The organism is Cronbergia sp. UHCC 0137 (assembly GCF_034932285.1).
Taxonomy (GTDB): domain Bacteria; phylum Cyanobacteriota; class Cyanobacteriia; order Cyanobacteriales; family Nostocaceae; genus Cronbergia.
Window position 1 is genome coordinate 66969 of the sequence record NZ_JAYGHC010000025.1, and the last position, 16069, is coordinate 83037.

The window sequence follows — 16069 nt, forward strand, 5'->3', positions numbered from 1 at the left end:
CAAGTATTGCTTCCTCCCCTTGTTTCACTATTTGACAGTGGCTTTTAAATCACAAATCTTTTCTATTACATCTTCTACTACTTTATCTGGTGTAGAAGCACCGGAAGTAATACCAACGGTGACTGCTCCCTCTAGTAACCAATTTTCTGTGATTACCAATTCACCGCTTAATTTTCGATGTTCAATGGTGTTACCTGACTTAATTCTGGCAACACTATCAATGTGATAAGAAGGAATATTTCTATCAAAGGCGATTTGTTGTAATTGAGTAGTATTTGATGAATTAAAACCACCAATTACTATCATTAAATCTAAATTATCTTCTACTAATTCCAACATCGCATCTTGGCGTTCTTGAGTAGCATCACAGATGGTATTGAAGTTTTGAAAATGCTGGTTTAATTCTGTGGGGCTATACTTTTGCATCATAGTCCGTTCAAACAGTTTACCAAGCATCTCCGTTTCACCTTTGAGCATGGTAGTTTGGTTAGCAATACCAACTCTTTGTAAATCTTGATCAGGATCAAACCCAGCAGAACAAGCTTTAGCAAACTTGGCTAAAAATTCTTCGCGATCGCCACCATTGAGGATATAATTAGCAACATATTCTGCTTCTTGTAAATTCAAGATAATTAAATATTTCCCAGCGAAAGAACTCGTTGCAACGGTTTCTTCGTGTTTATATTTACCGTGAATAATTGAAGTATAATCGCCTTTTTTATGCTTCTCAACTGTGTTCCAAACTTTGGATACCCAAGGGCAAGTGGTATCAACAATTTTGCAGCCTTTATTGTGGAGAATTTGCATTTCTTGGACGCTGGCACCAAAAGCCGGTAAGATGACCACATCACCAGTATCGACCACAGAAAAGTCTTTTTTAGTCCCTTCAACAGGAATAAATTTGACTTCCATTTCTGCCATGCGTTGATTAACAGAAGGATTGTGAATAATTTCGTTAGTAATCCAAATTGTTTCTGTGGGGAAGTGCTGACGGGTTTCGTAGGCCATAGCTACAGCACGTTCTACACCCCAGCAAAAACCAAAGGCTTGAGCTAGTCTGATTGTAACATTTTCTCGTTGGAGGGTGTAATTGCGATCGCGGATTTGTTGAATTAAGTTACTCTGATACTCAGACTGCAACTGGGTAGCGACTTCTGCCTGATGACCAAACCCTTTGCGGTTGTAATTTTCTGAATGTTGTAGATTGCGTTTAAAAGCTTTTGTATCCATTGCTTTTTGTGACTAAAATCCCTATTGTATATTCTTTCGCGCCTAGATAGAAATGAGAGATTTCTGATCAAATCCTATCCTGTCGATAATTATTTTCTTGGTTTTCTGATGGAGGTACTAATTTTTTGCTAGTATAAATCTGTAAGGCAGTTCGCCAAACAACATAGCCCTGGGGACTCAAGTGTAAACCATCAGTAGTCAATGTCTGATGAAGATTACCCTGGGAGTTGGTGAATAGGGGGTATAGGTTAAGATATACCACATTTTGGGCAGTTGCTATTTTTTGTAGCTCCTGGTTTAAATTAAGAATGCGACTGTTGGGAATTGCTAAAAGTTTTTTGCGTCCTTCCCAAGTTGTATCTTCTCCTCCATGGGGTAATATCGACTGGACAAATATTTGGGACTGGGGGTGTTTTTCTCGTAAGTAACGTATAATTTGTTGGTGGTTATTGATAATTTCCTGATCACTAACCCCTCGAATCAGGTCATTAATACCAACCATGACTAATACCATTTCTGGTTTAGTGCGGTCAAACAAATCTAGTCTTTTTAATAATCCCTTGCTAGTTTCACCCGATATAGCCTGATTTAGCCAAGTTCTATTTTCCGGTAATAATTGAGATGGAAACCACAAACTCAAGGAATCTCCAGCGAGTATGGTCAACTGCTGAGGAGAATTTTCTGCTACTGCTTTGGCCTCTTTTTGGAGAATTTCTAGCCATTGTTTATAATTGAGTTTATGACGGGGACCTAGTTCCGGTGTGAAAGTTTGTTTGTCAAGATTGAGGTTGGCTGGTTCTGGGTAAGTGATGGTTGCCAATACGCTGGCTAATTCTTGCTGTCGCCAAATCAGCAAAAATGCTGCTAACAGTAGTACACAATTGGTTAGCAATGAGATAAATCCCCAGGTAGGAAGGTTTTTCACAGGAGTAGACACAACTAGCCAATTTTAGCGATGGTTTGACTCAGATTTTAACTAATATCTGGCATCATGCAGAATAAAAGCATAACAATTTTGTGGTGTCGGTGCGATCGCTATAAAGACATTCAAGTTTACTAAACCCATATTTATCGGATATTTGCTGTAAGGTTTGTTGCGTTTCAGGAAAATCGCTGGATGAAATATGGTTTTCGACCATCCAATACTCTTCAGGGCTGAGAAGTGACCAATATTCTTGTACACCCTCTAGGTATCTGTTAATATAACTCTCTCGTTCTTCTGTTTCTTGACGAACAATGTCGATGAGAATAAAAATTCCGTTAGATGTTAGCAGGTTTTTTAAGTTAGCAATAAAACTGTCTTTTTGCTCAAGCTGGAGGTGATGAAGTGCAAAAGAGATGAGAATTGCATCGAATTTGTTTTGTTGATTTTGTGCCAATTCAGAAACAGATTCCGAAAAGTCTGCTGGGATAAAATTTGTTTCACAGTCCATGATTGCCATATTTTGTTTAGCAATTTCTAGGGCTGTTACAGATAAATCTATACCTAGATAGGAAACTATATTCGTATTTAATAAGGCTTGGCTAGTGAAACTAGCATCACCGCATCCCAAGTCTAGCATTTTAAAGGGTTTTGGGAAATGGTTAACTAATAATTCGTGCAGGATATTGTAGATTTCCTGGTGTCCCATGTAATTGTTATTTAGGACTTTTTGGTAAAGTTTCCACTGCTGGTTAAAGAATTGTTCCGGGGCGAAAGATTGATCTTCATTAATATCAAGTTTGATTGTATCTGACATATTGTTGATTTTTTGTAGTTACAGTTATGTAGCTGATCTTATCAGGAATGATTTTGGGATTTCACCCCTTTTTGTTCCTGAGTGTTACTATATTCACTTTCTAATTTGTGAACTTCTTCAACAGAATTAATAACATCGAAAGCAATGGGATTTGATTGAGTTGACTGTTCTAGCTGGAGTATTTCTGGTGATGTGAGATTAGTTGTTTGACTTGAGTAGCCAGGAATTACTTTATCATAATTAGAAGCAACTGCTAAAAATGCTCCCCCTAAAATATAAACAGGTAATGGGAGAGAAACTTGCTTTACCCAGTTAAAAAATTGCGCTAAAGCAAACAGTACGAAAAAAAAGACCAACCAAACTCTCATTTCTTTATCCCCTGAACTAAATCACTATATTAATAGATTAAACAGTTTGCATGGTACTCGATGTGCTGGATAATCACAATATAGCGGGTGACGTTATATCAGGGAACAGAGTTGAACGTATTTTACACAAGGCCATCTGATTTGTTATTATTATTGTGTATTTTAGCCAGTCCTTGGAGAGAACCACTGATGCTGCGGGGTTTGGGAATTTTAGAGTTACCAGCAGGCCAACCTTCTCTTTGACGAGAGCGGTTTCCATCTGTTTCTTCTGTTTGGTCATGAAATAAAACTTGCATGGTAGGATAGGGTAAATCCACCCCATTTTCCACATATAGCTTTTGCTTAATTGCACAGATCACCTGATCACGAGAATTGAGCGCGTCTAACCAACGTGGGGGTTTAATCCACCAGCGTACCCTAATATTAACAGTGCTTTCCGCCAATTCCATCACCAAAACATCGGGGGCTGGATCTGTTAAAACTATATCTAAATGATGTATCGCTTCCAGAATTAATTCCTTAGTCCGATCAATATCATCACCGTAACCCACACCAATATCATACTCCAGCCGACGAATTTCAAAAGCCGTATTCACAATTACCGAATTAGTAAATAACTCAGAATTAGGAATCACAATTCTGCGACCATCATAGGTTTTAATAGTTGTAGCCCTAGTTTGAATATTTTCTACTGTACCTTCAAAACCTTTAAAAACAATTTGATCATCAATTTGAAAAGGTTCAGTTAACAGAATTAAAATACCAGCAAGAAAATTTTGCAGAATATCCCGAAAAGCAAAACCAATGGCTACCCCACTAATTCCCAGTAATTGTACCAAATCTGAAGCCCTGAGTGAAGGAAAAACCACAGACAGAGAGATAAACAGACCGATTAAATCAGTAACGCTTTGTGCCAATCTTCCCAACACCATACCCAAATTACGGGCGTAACGGCGATGACGGGTTAAGCGTTTCACTAAATGTTTAAATGCCCTGCCAATTAACACAAAGATAATAAATACAATCAAAGCTAGAATCAGATTCGGTATGAGTTTTATAAAGCTATCAATCATCGACTCAATCTTATTCCAAACTATGGATATATCTGCATTCATCCTGTTTCCTCTGTTATCGGTCGTTGCTGATGATAGTCGAAACTTATTTCATAGACATCTACTTAGTGCATGATCATCCCTATTCGCCAGTCACAAGCACCTATCCCGGAAGTCGGTTGACATCAACAACGATCTAGATTAGCAAAAAATCAGAAAAATCATGTAAACTGAAGCAGATAGGATTGCTAAAATCTGTATTTGTCGTTATCCTACCCCCAAACCATAGGACAACAGGAAAATTAACAACTTCCTCAAGTCTCACAGCAAACTTGATGATATTGATAATATACTCCGCATAATCAGTATGTTTAACACAACAGAAATTCTCATTAATGCTTTTGTAAATCAAATTCGAGAAGGATACCAACGTACCTACGGCGGTTTAAAAACTAATTATCAAGATATCATTGCCTGGGCAGGGAGCATGGCCTTAGAAAATATCGCCAATAGTGATGCCCTATACCACAACGTTGAACATTCCGTGCTTGTTACCTTAGTCGGACAGGAGATTTTGCGCGGTAAACACATCCGAGAAGGTGGAGTTTCCTGCGAAGACTGGCTACATTTCATTATTTCCTTAGTGTGCCATGATATTGGCTATGTCAAAGGAGTCTGTCGAGAAGATCGAGAATCAGAAAGTCTATATTCTACCGGTCAAAATGGCGAGTTGATTACTCTACCTCCCGGCGCTTCTGATGCCAGTCTCACACCCTATCATGTAGATCGGGCAAAACTGTTTATTGATGAACGATTTGGTGGACACACTTTAATAGATGCTGAAGCGATTAAAAGAAATATTGAATTAACTCGCTTTCCAGTGCCGGCAGCCGAAGATCATCAAGATACCCAAAATTTTGCGGGTTTAGTACGTGCTGCTGATTTAATTGGACAATTAAGCGATCCTCGTTATTTGAAAAAAATTACCAGTCTATTTTACGAATTTGAGGAAACCGGAATTAATACAGCCTTGGGTTATCAAAATCCGGGTGATTTACGCAAAAACTACGCTAAGTTTTATTGGCATGGTGTCTATCCCTACGTTAAAGATGGTTTACACTACCTCTCTTTGACACAGCAAGGTAAACAAATTACAGCTAATCTTTACTCTAATGTATTTGTTGTAGAACATGAAAAACAACAAGCAGAAATGAAGTATTTGGCTGAACAGTTACACGCTTAGGGAAGAAATTCTCAAATTAATTCCAGAATTAATCGTTTTATACTCGTAATGATTGGGATTTGAATTTTTACAAAATTACTAAAAACCCATAATTTCTAGGGGTTGAGCATCGCTAAACCCCTATCCATAGAATCAAAAAATTCAAGCCTTTTGAGTATAATTCAGTTAATACTTTAAATCTGTGATCAATATTTTGGAGTGGTTAAGATGTCTGTCCTAGAAATAAAAAGGGCTAAAAATTCACTACTAATAGATAGGGTTTGCTGGAAAAGTCTTTTGGTTAGGGCTAGGAGTCAGGAGTCAGGAGTCAGGAGGAAGAATTAGAAGAAGAGAAGAATATACTTGAATCTGGTCAAGTGATAGATTTTTGGTAGTTTCAACGCTTATTCCTTGCACCAGACTCACCTTTTCAACCTTCAAACTCTTGATATATCTAAGTTTTAGCTTTATTAAGCAAGCCCTAGATAGAATTAATTGAGTATTGTTTTTTATAACTTAATTTTTGACTAAAAACTATGAATTGGTGGCAAAGACTAAAGAAAAATCCTTTGGCAAGATTTGGGGCAATGATACTGTTTGTGTTTTATTTATCAGTGATTGCGGCTGATTTTGTCGCCCCTTACGACCCCTACGACTCACAGCCAAATGGTTCACTATTACCACCAACGAGTATTCATTGGGCTTCTGGATTTCATGTTTATCCTACAACCCAAGGGGATACAAATATAGAAACAGGAGAACGTAAATTAATTATAGATTCTAGTCAGCCTACGCGACTGAGTTTATTTGTTGAAGGAGCAGAATATCAATTGTTTAAATTGAGTATGCCACTACCTCCCAAATGGGAAGAAGTGACGATTTTTCCGGGAATTAGCCTGAATCGCCATTTATTTGGGACTGTTGGTGAAGCGAAATTTAATATTTTGGGTACTGATGATCAAGGACGAGATCAATTTAGCCGACTGGTGCATGGTGGTCGAATCAGTTTATTTATTGGAATTTTTGGGATTATAATTAGCTATCCTCTCGGTTTATTGATGGGGGGAATTTCTGGTTATTTTGGTGGGGTTGTTGATACTATCATCATGCGTTTGGCAGAAGTTTTGATGACTTTCCCTAGTATTTATTTATTGGCTGCATTATCAGGGATTTTGAGTCCTCAATTAACAAGTACCCAGCGTTTTATACTAATTGTCGTGATTACTGCTGTGATTAGTTGGGCTGGTTTAGCTAGGGTAATTCGCGGCCAGGTGCTTTCAATTAAGGAACGAGAATTTGTGCAAGCAGCGATCGCTATGGGAGGAAAACCATTGTACATTATTATTCGTCATGTTCTGCCGCAAACAGCTTCTTACGTGGTGATCTCTGCTACTCTAGCAATTCCTAGCTTTATTGGTGCTGAAGCGGTGTTGAGTCTGATTGGTTTGGGTATTCAACAACCTGATCCTTCTTGGGGAAATATGCTTTCTTTAGCCAGTAATGCTTCTATTTTGGTGTTACAACCTTGGTTAATCTGGCCGCCGGCGATTTTAATTATTTTGACGGTGTTATCGTTTAATTTACTGGGTGATGGTTTGCGAGATGCCCTTGATCCTCGCAGTTTACAGAGATGATTTGAGTAATTGGTAATTAAAGATCATTTTTTCTAAGTTTTACAAATAGATAGTAAAATCATTAGCACTCAGCCGTAACTGAACTTGTAACGACACAGACATGGAAGCGCCAAACGAATTTCCACAACCTTTTGCAGAGTTTGATAGTAAAATAAGTGCGATCGCGATCGCACCAAATGGACAGCATATTGCTGTTGGGTTAGAAAATGAGAGTATAGCACTTTGGAATAATCAAGATCATAGTTGGTTTACCTTTGCCAATGCTTTAAATTATATTTGTTCAATTGCTATTAGTGCTGACGGAGAAACCATAGTCACTGGTGGTAATGATGTAAGATTATGGACAAAAGAAGGTAATCTAATTGGTGAACCTTTTGCTGCTAATTCAAGTTCTATAAGTTCAATTGCTATTAGTGCTGATGGACAAAACATTGTTATTGGTCGTAATGATGGAATAATCAGTTTATGGACAAGAGACGGTAATTTCATAATCAACCCCTTTGTTGAATATTTAATTTCTATCGGTTCAGTTGCTATTAGTGCTGACGGACAAAAGATTTTTATTGGTGGTGATAACGGAACAATTAGTTTATGGGCTAGTGACGGTGATTTAACCATTCCATTTGTTGCCGAATATCCAAATTCTATCAGTTCAATTGCTGTTAGTGCTGATAGACAAAATATTGTTGGTGTGGGTCAAGATGGAACAGTGTGGGTATTAGATAGAAATGGTGAACTAATACAATCATCATTAATTCAAGCTTCACATACTTTTAGTTCAGTTGCCATCTGTGCCGACAAAGAGATCATCGTTACTGGTGATGATGACGGTAGATTATGGCTGTGGGATATACAGGGAGACCCCATCAGTGAAATTTTAAATATCCGTCGCACTCCCCAAGCATTTCGCAACGATCAACCTGTAGGGGAAGATTCCCTTGATGTTAGTAAAGAACTTCATGCGATCGCAGATGTGTTAATGTTGCGGAGTCTTCAACCACCTTTAGCAGTAGCTATTCTCGGTAGTTGGGGTAGTGGTAAATCTTTTGGAATGCACTTAATAAAGAAGTATATCACAGAAATTCGCTGTCAAAAATTAGAACCGCAACAAACATGGGCAACTGATAATGATCCTAACGATCCTCGTCTTTCTCCCTACGTTGGACACATTTACCAAATTGATTTTGATGCCTGGAGTTATGCCAATTCTAACCTCTGGGCTAGTTTAATGCAAACCATTTTTGATCAACTCAACCGTCAGCTAAATTTAGAAAAACAATTAGCAGCAGTTTTAGCCAAAGATCCTGAATCTGTAACTTCTCCATTACTGGAAGGAGGCAAGATTTGGCAAGTCCTTAATCAGATGAACAATAATGATAGAAAAGCCATTTTAGAATCTGAATTATCACAGGAAATTTTTGATAAATGGAAAGAACAAACCTCTGAAGTTAATTCACTTTGGGATATTCTTACACAACTAAGAAAGGATGAGCAAAAAAAATTAGATGTTACGAAAGCTGAACTTAAAAAACTCAAAGAAGAAAAACATCAATTAGAGTCAGAGGTGCAACTACAGCAAACAAAAATTGAGCGGGAAGTTGATAATGAAGTTGATAATGAAGCATTAATAAAGGTTTTGCTGAAGCAACTTAAATTGATTTTAGAGAAAAAAAATAATCCAATCATCAGAGATTTATTAATTAACTTAGGAATAAAAGTTCCTGATTTAACATTTTTAGATAAACTAACAGATGATGAATTAATTGATTTTATTAGATTAAAAGACGATAAAATTAAATTCTTGACTAAGAACATTGATAAAATTAAATATTCCTTTGAAGAGAAACCAAATAGATTAATAGTTTTGATTGACTTAATTAGAAAAGACTGGAAAAAACTGATATATTTTATTCCTTTGATTTCTCTACCTTTTCTAGCTTATGTATTCTTATTTGAATACTTGCATGATTTAAGTTTAGGTATTAAAATCTGGCTAACAACTTTAACCAGTGGTTTTAGTTTATATCAAACACTGAAAAAGATTAATTTATTAAAGTTAGAAATAATTGAAATATTTGAAAAAACCAAGGAAAACTATCAACAAGAACGTCGAAAATTAGCAATTGAAAAAAATGAGAGGATTACTCAAAAAACTAAACAACAGAACCCGGAAAATCAAAATAAACTAACTGAAGTTAACAAAAAAATTCAAACTCTGGAAGCTCAAGTAGAAGTAGAAACAAAACGTACTGGTTTAACGGCTAAATATAAATCCTTATTAGATTTTGTTACCAATCGTTTAGAAGAAGATTCTTACCAAAAAGTTCTGGGATTGATGCACCAAATTAAGCGCGATTTAGAGGATTTATCTGATCGTTTAACATATCAACCGGGAAGTCAAAATCCTGATAAACTAAATGCTTTAAAAGAACATTTTCCCAGAGGAGAAGCGCGGATTGTTCTTTATATTGATGATTTAGATCGTTGTCCTCCTAACCGAGTTGTAGAAGTGTTAGAAGCTGTTCAATTATTGCTAAAAACTAAACTATTTATTGTAGTTATGGCAATAGACGATCGCTATGTCAACCGTGCCTTAGAAAATGTTTACAGAGGTGTCTTAAAACGCAGAGGAAACCCTTCTGGTGTTGACTATCTAGAAAAGATCATCCAGATTCCCTACCGAATGCGATCTATTTCCGAAAAAGATATTTTAGGAGAATATTTAGGATCTCTATTAGAGATTGAAGAAGAATTTAACTCAGAGAAAGTGAGTGTTACTAAAAAAACTCAACCTCAGCAATCAAATTCTCAAGTTGAAAATAGTCAATTTGCACAAAGTTTTTCTGTTTCTGAAAATCTAGATATAAACCAAACTCAATTTGCACAAAGTTTTTCTATTCCTGAAAATCTAGATTTAGACCAATCAGCAAATATCAAAAAACCAAAAGAAGAGTTACGTGAAATTATCAAATTCACTCGTGCAGAGTTTGATCTGATTCAGGAATGCTGTCAGCACGTTGATATGACTCCCAGAACGGCCAAACGGTTCATCAATATTTGTAAAATCCTCAAAATTATTTGGTCTCCTACTTCTAATGACAGAAGATGGAAAAATGAGCCAAAATTGGAAGTTAAGCAAACTGTGATGGCATTTTTGGCTTTAGCAGGACGTTATCCTAACCAAATGCGAAATGTCTTAGAAGAAATACATCTGCGGTTTGAGAAAAATCGTCAATCAGAAATGAGTATTAATAAAGAAGAAATACTCTATAAATTGCAAAAAATAGAACCATATAAGGATACTTACAATCACAGAGAATGGCAAAAGTTTGAATATGATTTTAAGCAAATGCAGCCAAATAAAGCATTTATTTTAGAACAGAGAACTTTTAATCTAATTATTTCTTTCTGTTTTGTTGGGGATATTGGTTACGATCCAGATGAGGGTTATAATTATCAGTCTCCTTTACCAAAGGTATATGGTTTTTCTGTTAATTCTCCTATCAAAGAAGATTTATAAATGTGAGCAAAACCCATGTTATTGCTTTACCCATTTTTTAAACTTCCCACTCATCCCGCAACTGATTTACCCATTCCTGGGCATCCATTCCTTCTAGTAAATTGGGAGCTATGCCATAAAAATCAGTTACCTTATACTTAGGCTTTGGACTTATCGCAACAGTTTCCATAGATTGCTTCATCTGCTTCACTAAATGCTCTAATACTTGCATCTGTTCCAGTAGAGTCAATTGATCTATTTCACTTAAAACACGCTCAATTGAAAGGCTCATTATTTCTCTCCCTAAATGTGGGGTTAGAATTGATATTATCTACTTTCGACAGTTTCAGAGATTTCCTTAACTCCATTTTTGTCTCAACGAAGATGGAGATACAGTAAACAAATCCTAAAACAAAATAAAGAAATCGTTTTTTTAACTACCAAAATTATAAAATATTAATAGTAGTTGAGTATACAGAAATTAAAGTTGTAATCCCTTTTAACTAAAATTTTTAGGGCATGAGTACAGCTTAATATATCTCTAAATATTTTACCTAAATCGCTGCAAACTTTGACAGGTAAAGAGTTATATATTGAGTACAAAAAAACTTAAACCCCTCCCCCATAAATACCAGTACCCCTACTATAAAAAGCTAGTACCCCCACCCCAATAGTAAATATTAAGTTCTGTTAAATGGTGATTTTAACCTATTGAGTACAGTCTTAATTAATCCAATAAATCTAATCGTTGTCTGTCATTGTGTTCTTTTTTAAGTCACCTGATATAAGCAGGAAAATACGACATGGCTTATTAAACCTGACAGACAGATGCAAGAGTCTTTAGACAGTATTAGTAAAAATACAAATACAGAGTTGCGGAAAAATAAAGCTTCTGGCCTTTTTTTTGAGCCATTATTTAGCGATTTTCGCATTATTTTTGAGCGTGATCCAGCAGCACGTAATTGGTTAGAGGTAATATTTTGTTACCCAGGATTTCACGCGCTGTGTTTATATCGTTTCGCGCACTGGTTACACTTGTGCAAAGTTGGTTTTATTCCCCGTTTAATTTCCCATTTGGGACGATTTTTAACGGGAATTGAAATTCATCCTGGTGCAGAAATTGGGAAAGGTGTATTTATCGATCATGGTATGGGAGTTGTGATTGGTGAAACTGCAATTGTCGGCGATTATACGCTTATTTATCAGGGTGTAACTCTAGGTGGAACTGGGAAAGAAAGCGGTAAACGTCATCCCACCTTGGGTAATAACGTTGTTGTGGGTGCGGGAGCGAAGGTTTTGGGGAATATTCAAATTAGCGATCGCGTGCGTATTGGTGCGGGTTCAATTGTGTTGCGTGATGTTCCTCCAGATTCAACTGTTGTGGGGATTCCTGGCCGCATTGTTTCTCGTAAACAACAAAATGGTCTTTTAGAACATGGAAAACTACCTGATTTAGAAGCAACTGCAATTCGTTCTTTACTTTCGCGGATTGAGAAACTTGAACAACAGTTACAAATTTTGACCAAGGATGATCATTGAGATGTTACCACCTTGTAATTCTGACGCTTTAGACCCGCAAATTTTGTTGATTCCTTTGAGCGATCGCTGGCAAATTTATCACCGTTTGCAAGAATTGATGATTGATTGTTCCTGTCCTCCTGATGGTTCTTTGCGAGTACAAATCAATACGGTTAAAGAAGCAATTCTAGTCCGCAGTACAGTGATGCAAATTCTCGCTCCCCGTCATGAGTTGGTGCAATGGTTAGAAAATTGTTGGCGTAAAAGTTAGTAAGGTGATCAATTTTGTATGAGTGATTACAATTACTAACTTCTCTAATGTCTAACTCATACAATATCAGACCAGAATTGATCTTGCAATCCCTATTTCTTTCTCTAAAAAAGTGGAAGTTATTATTCACTCACAAATCATCTTGCGGATAAAAGGAAATTAATCTAAGCTTAGGTTTCCCTAGCTTGCTAAATCTAAAACTTCTCTGACATACCTAAATTTTGTCAAGAGTAAATTAGAAACTAAGACTGATACTGACATTTTTTTTGATTTTCTGGATTGACCTTTTGAATGTTTGATTATGATCTATTGTAACAGCGATAAAAAATTACTTCATTTCTTGCATAACGAACTGGAACTTTCAAATGCTGATATTGCAGTAGCATTGCGACATCGTGAATTAGATAATGGACCCATACCCATGCTACTTTGGCAATATGGTTTAGTAGATTTAGAGCAATTAGCACGAATTTTTGATTGGTTAGCAGAACACGCTTAAACAAACAAAATTTAAATAAATCATCTTCCGAACAAAAATTAGGATTCCGGGAAATATATCAAAAAAATAAAATTATAATTGATACCAAAATTTAGTTCTCTGTCATACAGATATAATTTTGTGTTTGAGTAATAATTAAGATCGTAAATAGTGCTTAATTAATAGTCCTATTTGTAGCATTTAACCTAGAAACAAGAACTTATTTTTCATCTACCATTACTAGGAATTGTATTCAGAAAGGATATTAAGTAAAGTTCCCAGAGAAGGATGTTTGAAATGACTCCAATCATTATTAATGACACTACATTACGTGATGGTGAACAAGCAGCAGGTGTGGCTTTCACCTTAGAAGAAAAAGTAGCGATCGCTCAATTTCTGGATGCAATTGGTGTTCCTGAATTAGAAGTCGGGATACCCGCCATGGGACAAGAAGAAATTAGAGCGATCGCTGAAATTGTTGACCTAGATTTAGAAGCAAAACTGTTAGGCTGGAACCGTGCAGTCATATCAGATATTAAAGCTTCTGTCGCCAGTGGATTACAACGAGTACATATTGCTATTCCCGTTTCTGGTATTCAAATTGCTGCTAAATTTCATGGTCAATGGCGAGTAAGTTTACAAAAACTTAAAGACTGTATCAGCTTTGCACTTGATCAAGGACTTTGGGTAGCAGTAGGTGGAGAAGATTCCTCCAGAGCCGATGAAAGTTTTCTCTTAGATGTTGCCCTTTATGCTCAAGAATGGGGTGCTTCTCGCTTTCGTTTTTGTGATACAGTCGGAGTTCTAGATCCCTTCACAACCTACGTCAAAGTTAAACGATTAGTATCAGCTTTATCAATACCTTTAGAAATTCACAACCATAATGATTTTGGTCTAGCAACTGCTAACGCTCTAGCCGCTATTAAAGCTGGTGCATCATCAGTTAATACCACCGTCAACGGCTTAGGTGAACGCGCCGGAAATGCAGCCTTAGAAGAAGTTGTCATGGCAATTAAATGTATCTATGGCGTTGATTTAGGCATTGATACTCGACGTTTATTAGAACTATCCCAATTAGTTGTTGCTGCATCAGGAGCTAGTATTCCACCTTGGAAAGCAATAGTTGGAGAAAACACCTTTGCTCACGAATCAGGTATTCATGCTCATGGAGTATTACAAAATCCCGAAACCTACGAACCATTTTCTCCTGAAGAAGTAGGTTGGGAAAGACGTTTAGTAATAGGTAAACATTCTGGTCGGCATTTAGTGTCTAACTTATTAGAACAGCATGGAATATTTTTAAATCCCCAAGAAACCCAAGCTGTATTAGATGCAATACGCCAGCAATGTACACAAATGAAACGTAACTTGACAACAGAAGAACTGTTGAACTTAGTACGCGAACAGAGGTATTCCCATGCAACGCGATGAATTAGAACTGGACTTACCACCCGCTTTTGAAATTGGTCATAAAGTCCGACTTCGTAAACTAATTAAAAACGATGGTACATTTCCTGGTCAAGAAATCGGTGCAGTTTTAGCAAAAAAGGGAGACATTGGTTACGTCGCAAGTATAGGGACATTTTTACAAAGTTCCTATATATACGCCGTCCATTTCTTAGAAACAGGGTTCATCGTCGGTTGTAAAAAGAAAGAACTAGAATCTGCTGAGGAAAATAATGAAAGTAATGCTACGGATGAATGATGCTGGTACTTTGGTTGTCTATGTAGCCAAAAAAGACCTAGAAGAAGAAGTAGTTAAACAAACAGACACAGAAGCAGGTAAAGTTCTGACTTTAGCCAATGGTTGGGAATTAGAATTTAGTGAATTACCAGATAAAGAGAAATTACCTTTAACTGTAGAAGCTAAACGTCTGGCATAAAGTTATAGCAGGAGTCAGGAGTCAGGAATAAAACCTTGTTGTAAAACTCGTTTCATCAATGGCTTACGTCAAGCTGCGTTAACAATTGATGTCCTAACCACCTTGACGGTTGCTATATATAGCGGAAACAAGGGAACAGAGAAGAGGGAACAGAATAAAATTTGTACCTTACCTCTTCTTCCTTTCTTCCTTCCTTTGCGACTTTGCGACTTTGCGTGAGACTTTCATCTTTGAGGTAACAAATACGTGTCAGTGCTATTAGTAAATTAAATCCCCATACCAGCAAAATCAAACTCAAAGCTTATCAAATCCAAGCAGTTGGTTTTTGTCCTTTAGAGGGTGTTTGAAAAGTCGGTCAGTTTGTAAAAAAGCCCTCTCAGTATACGCTATGAATAGATAATAGACAGCACCGAGAGAGCAACATGAGTAAGGCATACCCCAGCAATCTGACCCGTGAACAATATGAATTTCTGAGTGAGATGATTCCAGAATCCAAACCCGGTGGTCGCAAGCGTGAAGTCGATATGTGGGAAGTTTTGAACGCGATTTTTTATGTCTTGCTAGAAGGGGTGCAATGGCGAGCGCTACCAGGGGATTTTCCAGCTTGGCAAACAGTGTATACATATTTCCGGAACTGGCGTAAAGACGGGACGTGGTTGCACATTCATGATAGTCTGCGAGAATATACTGAAAAATGGGTGACAAGGTTTCTCGGTTGACGACCATTTGGACTGATGGCGGCTTTGATGGTCCAGCTTTCATGATGTGGGTAATGGATGTTTGCCGTTGGATTGTGCAGGTAGTTTTGCGACCAGAGCAAACCAAGGGCTTTGTTTTACTCAAAAAACGTTGGGTGATAGAGCGCACTTTTGGCTGGTTGTTCGCGTAGCGTCGCTGAAGGCGTTAGGGGTGTCGGCGTTTGGTCAGAGATTATGAATTATTGCCGGAAATATCGGAGACGTTTATTTATCTTGTCATGATCCGGATCATGGTACGGCGACTTGCATAAATTTTGACCCCTCAAAACTTTTCAAACACCCTCTCAATTTAGTTAAAGTATTAGACAATTTACAGCAAGGTTTGGCAAGTGCATAACATCAAAATTTAGTAGAAAATTTAGGATAGTTATTTGAACCTTGCTGTAGTAATTGATGAAAGATAAACTTTCTATTCGG

At 37.0% G+C, this 16069-nt stretch carries 15 protein-coding genes and 1 pseudogene; 10 read left to right on the plus strand and 6 right to left on the minus strand.

Features of this window, described 5'->3' with window-relative positions; all coding sequences use genetic code 11:
* Window positions 1-27 precede the first annotated feature (27 nt).
* From VB711_RS14740 to VB711_RS14760, 5 genes are all read right to left on the minus strand, one after another.
* Window positions 28-1230, minus strand: a complete 1203-nt coding sequence (locus VB711_RS14740) for a 4-hydroxy-3-methylbut-2-enyl diphosphate reductase (protein ID WP_323286856.1) — start codon at window positions 1228-1230, stop codon at window positions 28-30.
* Window positions 1231-1297: 67 nt separating this feature from the next.
* Window positions 1298-2167, minus strand: coding sequence for a GDSL-type esterase/lipase family protein (locus tag VB711_RS14745; RefSeq protein ID WP_416233582.1), 870 nt, complete (start codon window positions 2165-2167; stop codon window positions 1298-1300).
* 52 nt (window positions 2168-2219) lie between these two features.
* On the minus strand, window positions 2220-2969 hold the full coding sequence (locus VB711_RS14750) for a class I SAM-dependent methyltransferase (protein ID WP_323286858.1): 750 nt from the start codon (window positions 2967-2969) through the stop codon (window positions 2220-2222).
* Between the two features lie 41 nt (window positions 2970-3010).
* Window positions 3011-3337, minus strand: coding sequence for a hypothetical protein (locus VB711_RS14755; protein ID WP_323286860.1), 327 nt, complete (start codon window positions 3335-3337; stop codon window positions 3011-3013).
* 122 nt (window positions 3338-3459) lie between these two features.
* Window positions 3460-4452 (minus strand): mechanosensitive ion channel family protein, encoded by a 993-nt coding sequence (locus VB711_RS14760; protein ID WP_323286861.1) that lies wholly within the window; start codon window positions 4450-4452, stop codon window positions 3460-3462.
* A gap of 304 nt (window positions 4453-4756) precedes the next feature.
* On the opposite strand from VB711_RS14760, the gene VB711_RS14765 reads away from it, so the two are divergent.
* The 3 genes from VB711_RS14765 (at window position 4757) to VB711_RS14775 (ending at window position 10765) form a co-directional block, all read left to right on the plus strand.
* Window positions 4757-5632 (plus strand): Npun_R2479 family HD domain-containing metalloprotein, encoded by an 876-nt coding sequence (locus tag VB711_RS14765; RefSeq protein ID WP_323286862.1) that lies wholly within the window; start codon window positions 4757-4759, stop codon window positions 5630-5632.
* A gap of 515 nt (window positions 5633-6147) precedes the next feature.
* Window positions 6148-7245 carry an ABC transporter permease gene (locus tag VB711_RS14770; RefSeq protein WP_323286863.1) on the plus strand — a complete coding sequence of 366 codons (1098 nt, stop codon included), beginning with the start codon at window positions 6148-6150 and terminating at the stop codon, window positions 7243-7245.
* Between the two features lie 100 nt (window positions 7246-7345).
* The gene (locus VB711_RS14775; RefSeq protein WP_323286864.1) at window positions 7346-10765 is read left to right on the plus strand and encodes a P-loop NTPase fold protein; all 3420 of its coding nucleotides are present in this window, start codon (window positions 7346-7348) and stop codon (window positions 10763-10765) included.
* Between the two features lie 37 nt (window positions 10766-10802).
* On the opposite strand, the gene VB711_RS14780 is transcribed toward VB711_RS14775, so the two are convergent.
* Window positions 10803-11036 (minus strand): hypothetical protein, encoded by a 234-nt coding sequence (locus VB711_RS14780; protein WP_323286865.1) that lies wholly within the window; start codon window positions 11034-11036, stop codon window positions 10803-10805.
* 536 nt (window positions 11037-11572) lie between these two features.
* Here VB711_RS14780 and cysE point away from each other — a divergent pair.
* From cysE to VB711_RS14815, 7 genes and pseudogenes are all read left to right on the plus strand, one after another.
* A complete protein-coding gene (gene cysE / locus VB711_RS14785; protein WP_323286866.1) occupies window positions 11573-12283 on the plus strand; it encodes a serine O-acetyltransferase in 711 nt (236 codons plus the stop codon).
* 1 nt (window position 12284) lies between these two features.
* On the plus strand, window positions 12285-12533 hold the full coding sequence (locus tag VB711_RS14790) for an Asr1405/Asl0597 family protein (protein WP_323286867.1): 249 nt from the start codon (window positions 12285-12287) through the stop codon (window positions 12531-12533).
* Window positions 12534-12834: 301 nt separating this feature from the next.
* On the plus strand, window positions 12835-13032 hold the full coding sequence (locus VB711_RS14795) for a DUF2949 domain-containing protein (protein ID WP_323286868.1): 198 nt from the start codon (window positions 12835-12837) through the stop codon (window positions 13030-13032).
* A gap of 276 nt (window positions 13033-13308) precedes the next feature.
* The gene (gene nifV, locus VB711_RS14800) at window positions 13309-14442 is read left to right on the plus strand and encodes a homocitrate synthase (RefSeq protein ID WP_323286869.1); all 1134 of its coding nucleotides are present in this window, start codon (window positions 13309-13311) and stop codon (window positions 14440-14442) included.
* Window positions 14429-14716, plus strand: a complete 288-nt coding sequence (locus tag VB711_RS14805) for a nitrogen fixation protein NifZ (protein ID WP_323286871.1) — start codon at window positions 14429-14431, stop codon at window positions 14714-14716. The genes nifV and VB711_RS14805 overlap by 14 nt, the downstream gene beginning before the upstream one ends.
* On the plus strand, window positions 14691-14894 hold the full coding sequence (gene nifT, locus VB711_RS14810; RefSeq protein WP_323286872.1) for a putative nitrogen fixation protein NifT: 204 nt from the start codon (window positions 14691-14693) through the stop codon (window positions 14892-14894). The genes VB711_RS14805 and nifT overlap by 26 nt, the downstream gene beginning before the upstream one ends.
* Window positions 14895-15316: 422 nt before the next feature.
* Window positions 15317-15771, plus strand: a pseudogene (locus tag VB711_RS14815) (transposase); the annotation flags it as partial.
* Window positions 15772-16069: the final 298 nt, after the last annotated feature.

Bases quoted from the DNA above. Each gene is read 5' to 3' on its own strand.
- VB711_RS14775 (WP_323286864.1), top strand. From the start codon at position 7,346: ATGGAAGCGCCAAACGAATTTCCACAACCTTTTGCAGAGTTTGATAGT.
- VB711_RS14780 (WP_323286865.1), bottom strand. From the start codon at position 11,036: ATGAGCCTTTCAATTGAGCGTGTTTTAAGTGAAATAGATCAATTGACT.
- VB711_RS14790 (WP_323286867.1), top strand. From the start codon at position 12,285: ATGTTACCACCTTGTAATTCTGACGCTTTAGACCCGCAAATTTTGTTG.
- VB711_RS14805 (WP_323286871.1), top strand. From the start codon at position 14,429: ATGCAACGCGATGAATTAGAACTGGACTTACCACCCGCTTTTGAAATT.
- nifT (WP_323286872.1), top strand. From the start codon at position 14,691: ATGAAAGTAATGCTACGGATGAATGATGCTGGTACTTTGGTTGTCTAT.
- VB711_RS14760 (WP_323286861.1), bottom strand. From the start codon at position 4,452: ATGAATGCAGATATATCCATAGTTTGGAATAAGATTGAGTCGATGATT.
- VB711_RS14750 (WP_323286858.1), bottom strand. From the start codon at position 2,969: ATGTCAGATACAATCAAACTTGATATTAATGAAGATCAATCTTTCGCC.
- nifV (WP_323286869.1), top strand. From the start codon at position 13,309: ATGACTCCAATCATTATTAATGACACTACATTACGTGATGGTGAACAA.
- VB711_RS14795 (WP_323286868.1), top strand. From the start codon at position 12,835: ATGATCTATTGTAACAGCGATAAAAAATTACTTCATTTCTTGCATAAC.
- cysE (WP_323286866.1), top strand. From the start codon at position 11,573: ATGCAAGAGTCTTTAGACAGTATTAGTAAAAATACAAATACAGAGTTG.
- VB711_RS14770 (WP_323286863.1), top strand. From the start codon at position 6,148: ATGAATTGGTGGCAAAGACTAAAGAAAAATCCTTTGGCAAGATTTGGG.
- VB711_RS14765 (WP_323286862.1), top strand. From the start codon at position 4,757: ATGTTTAACACAACAGAAATTCTCATTAATGCTTTTGTAAATCAAATT.
- VB711_RS14755 (WP_323286860.1), bottom strand. From the start codon at position 3,337: ATGAGAGTTTGGTTGGTCTTTTTTTTCGTACTGTTTGCTTTAGCGCAA.
- VB711_RS14740 (WP_323286856.1), bottom strand. From the start codon at position 1,230: ATGGATACAAAAGCTTTTAAACGCAATCTACAACATTCAGAAAATTAC.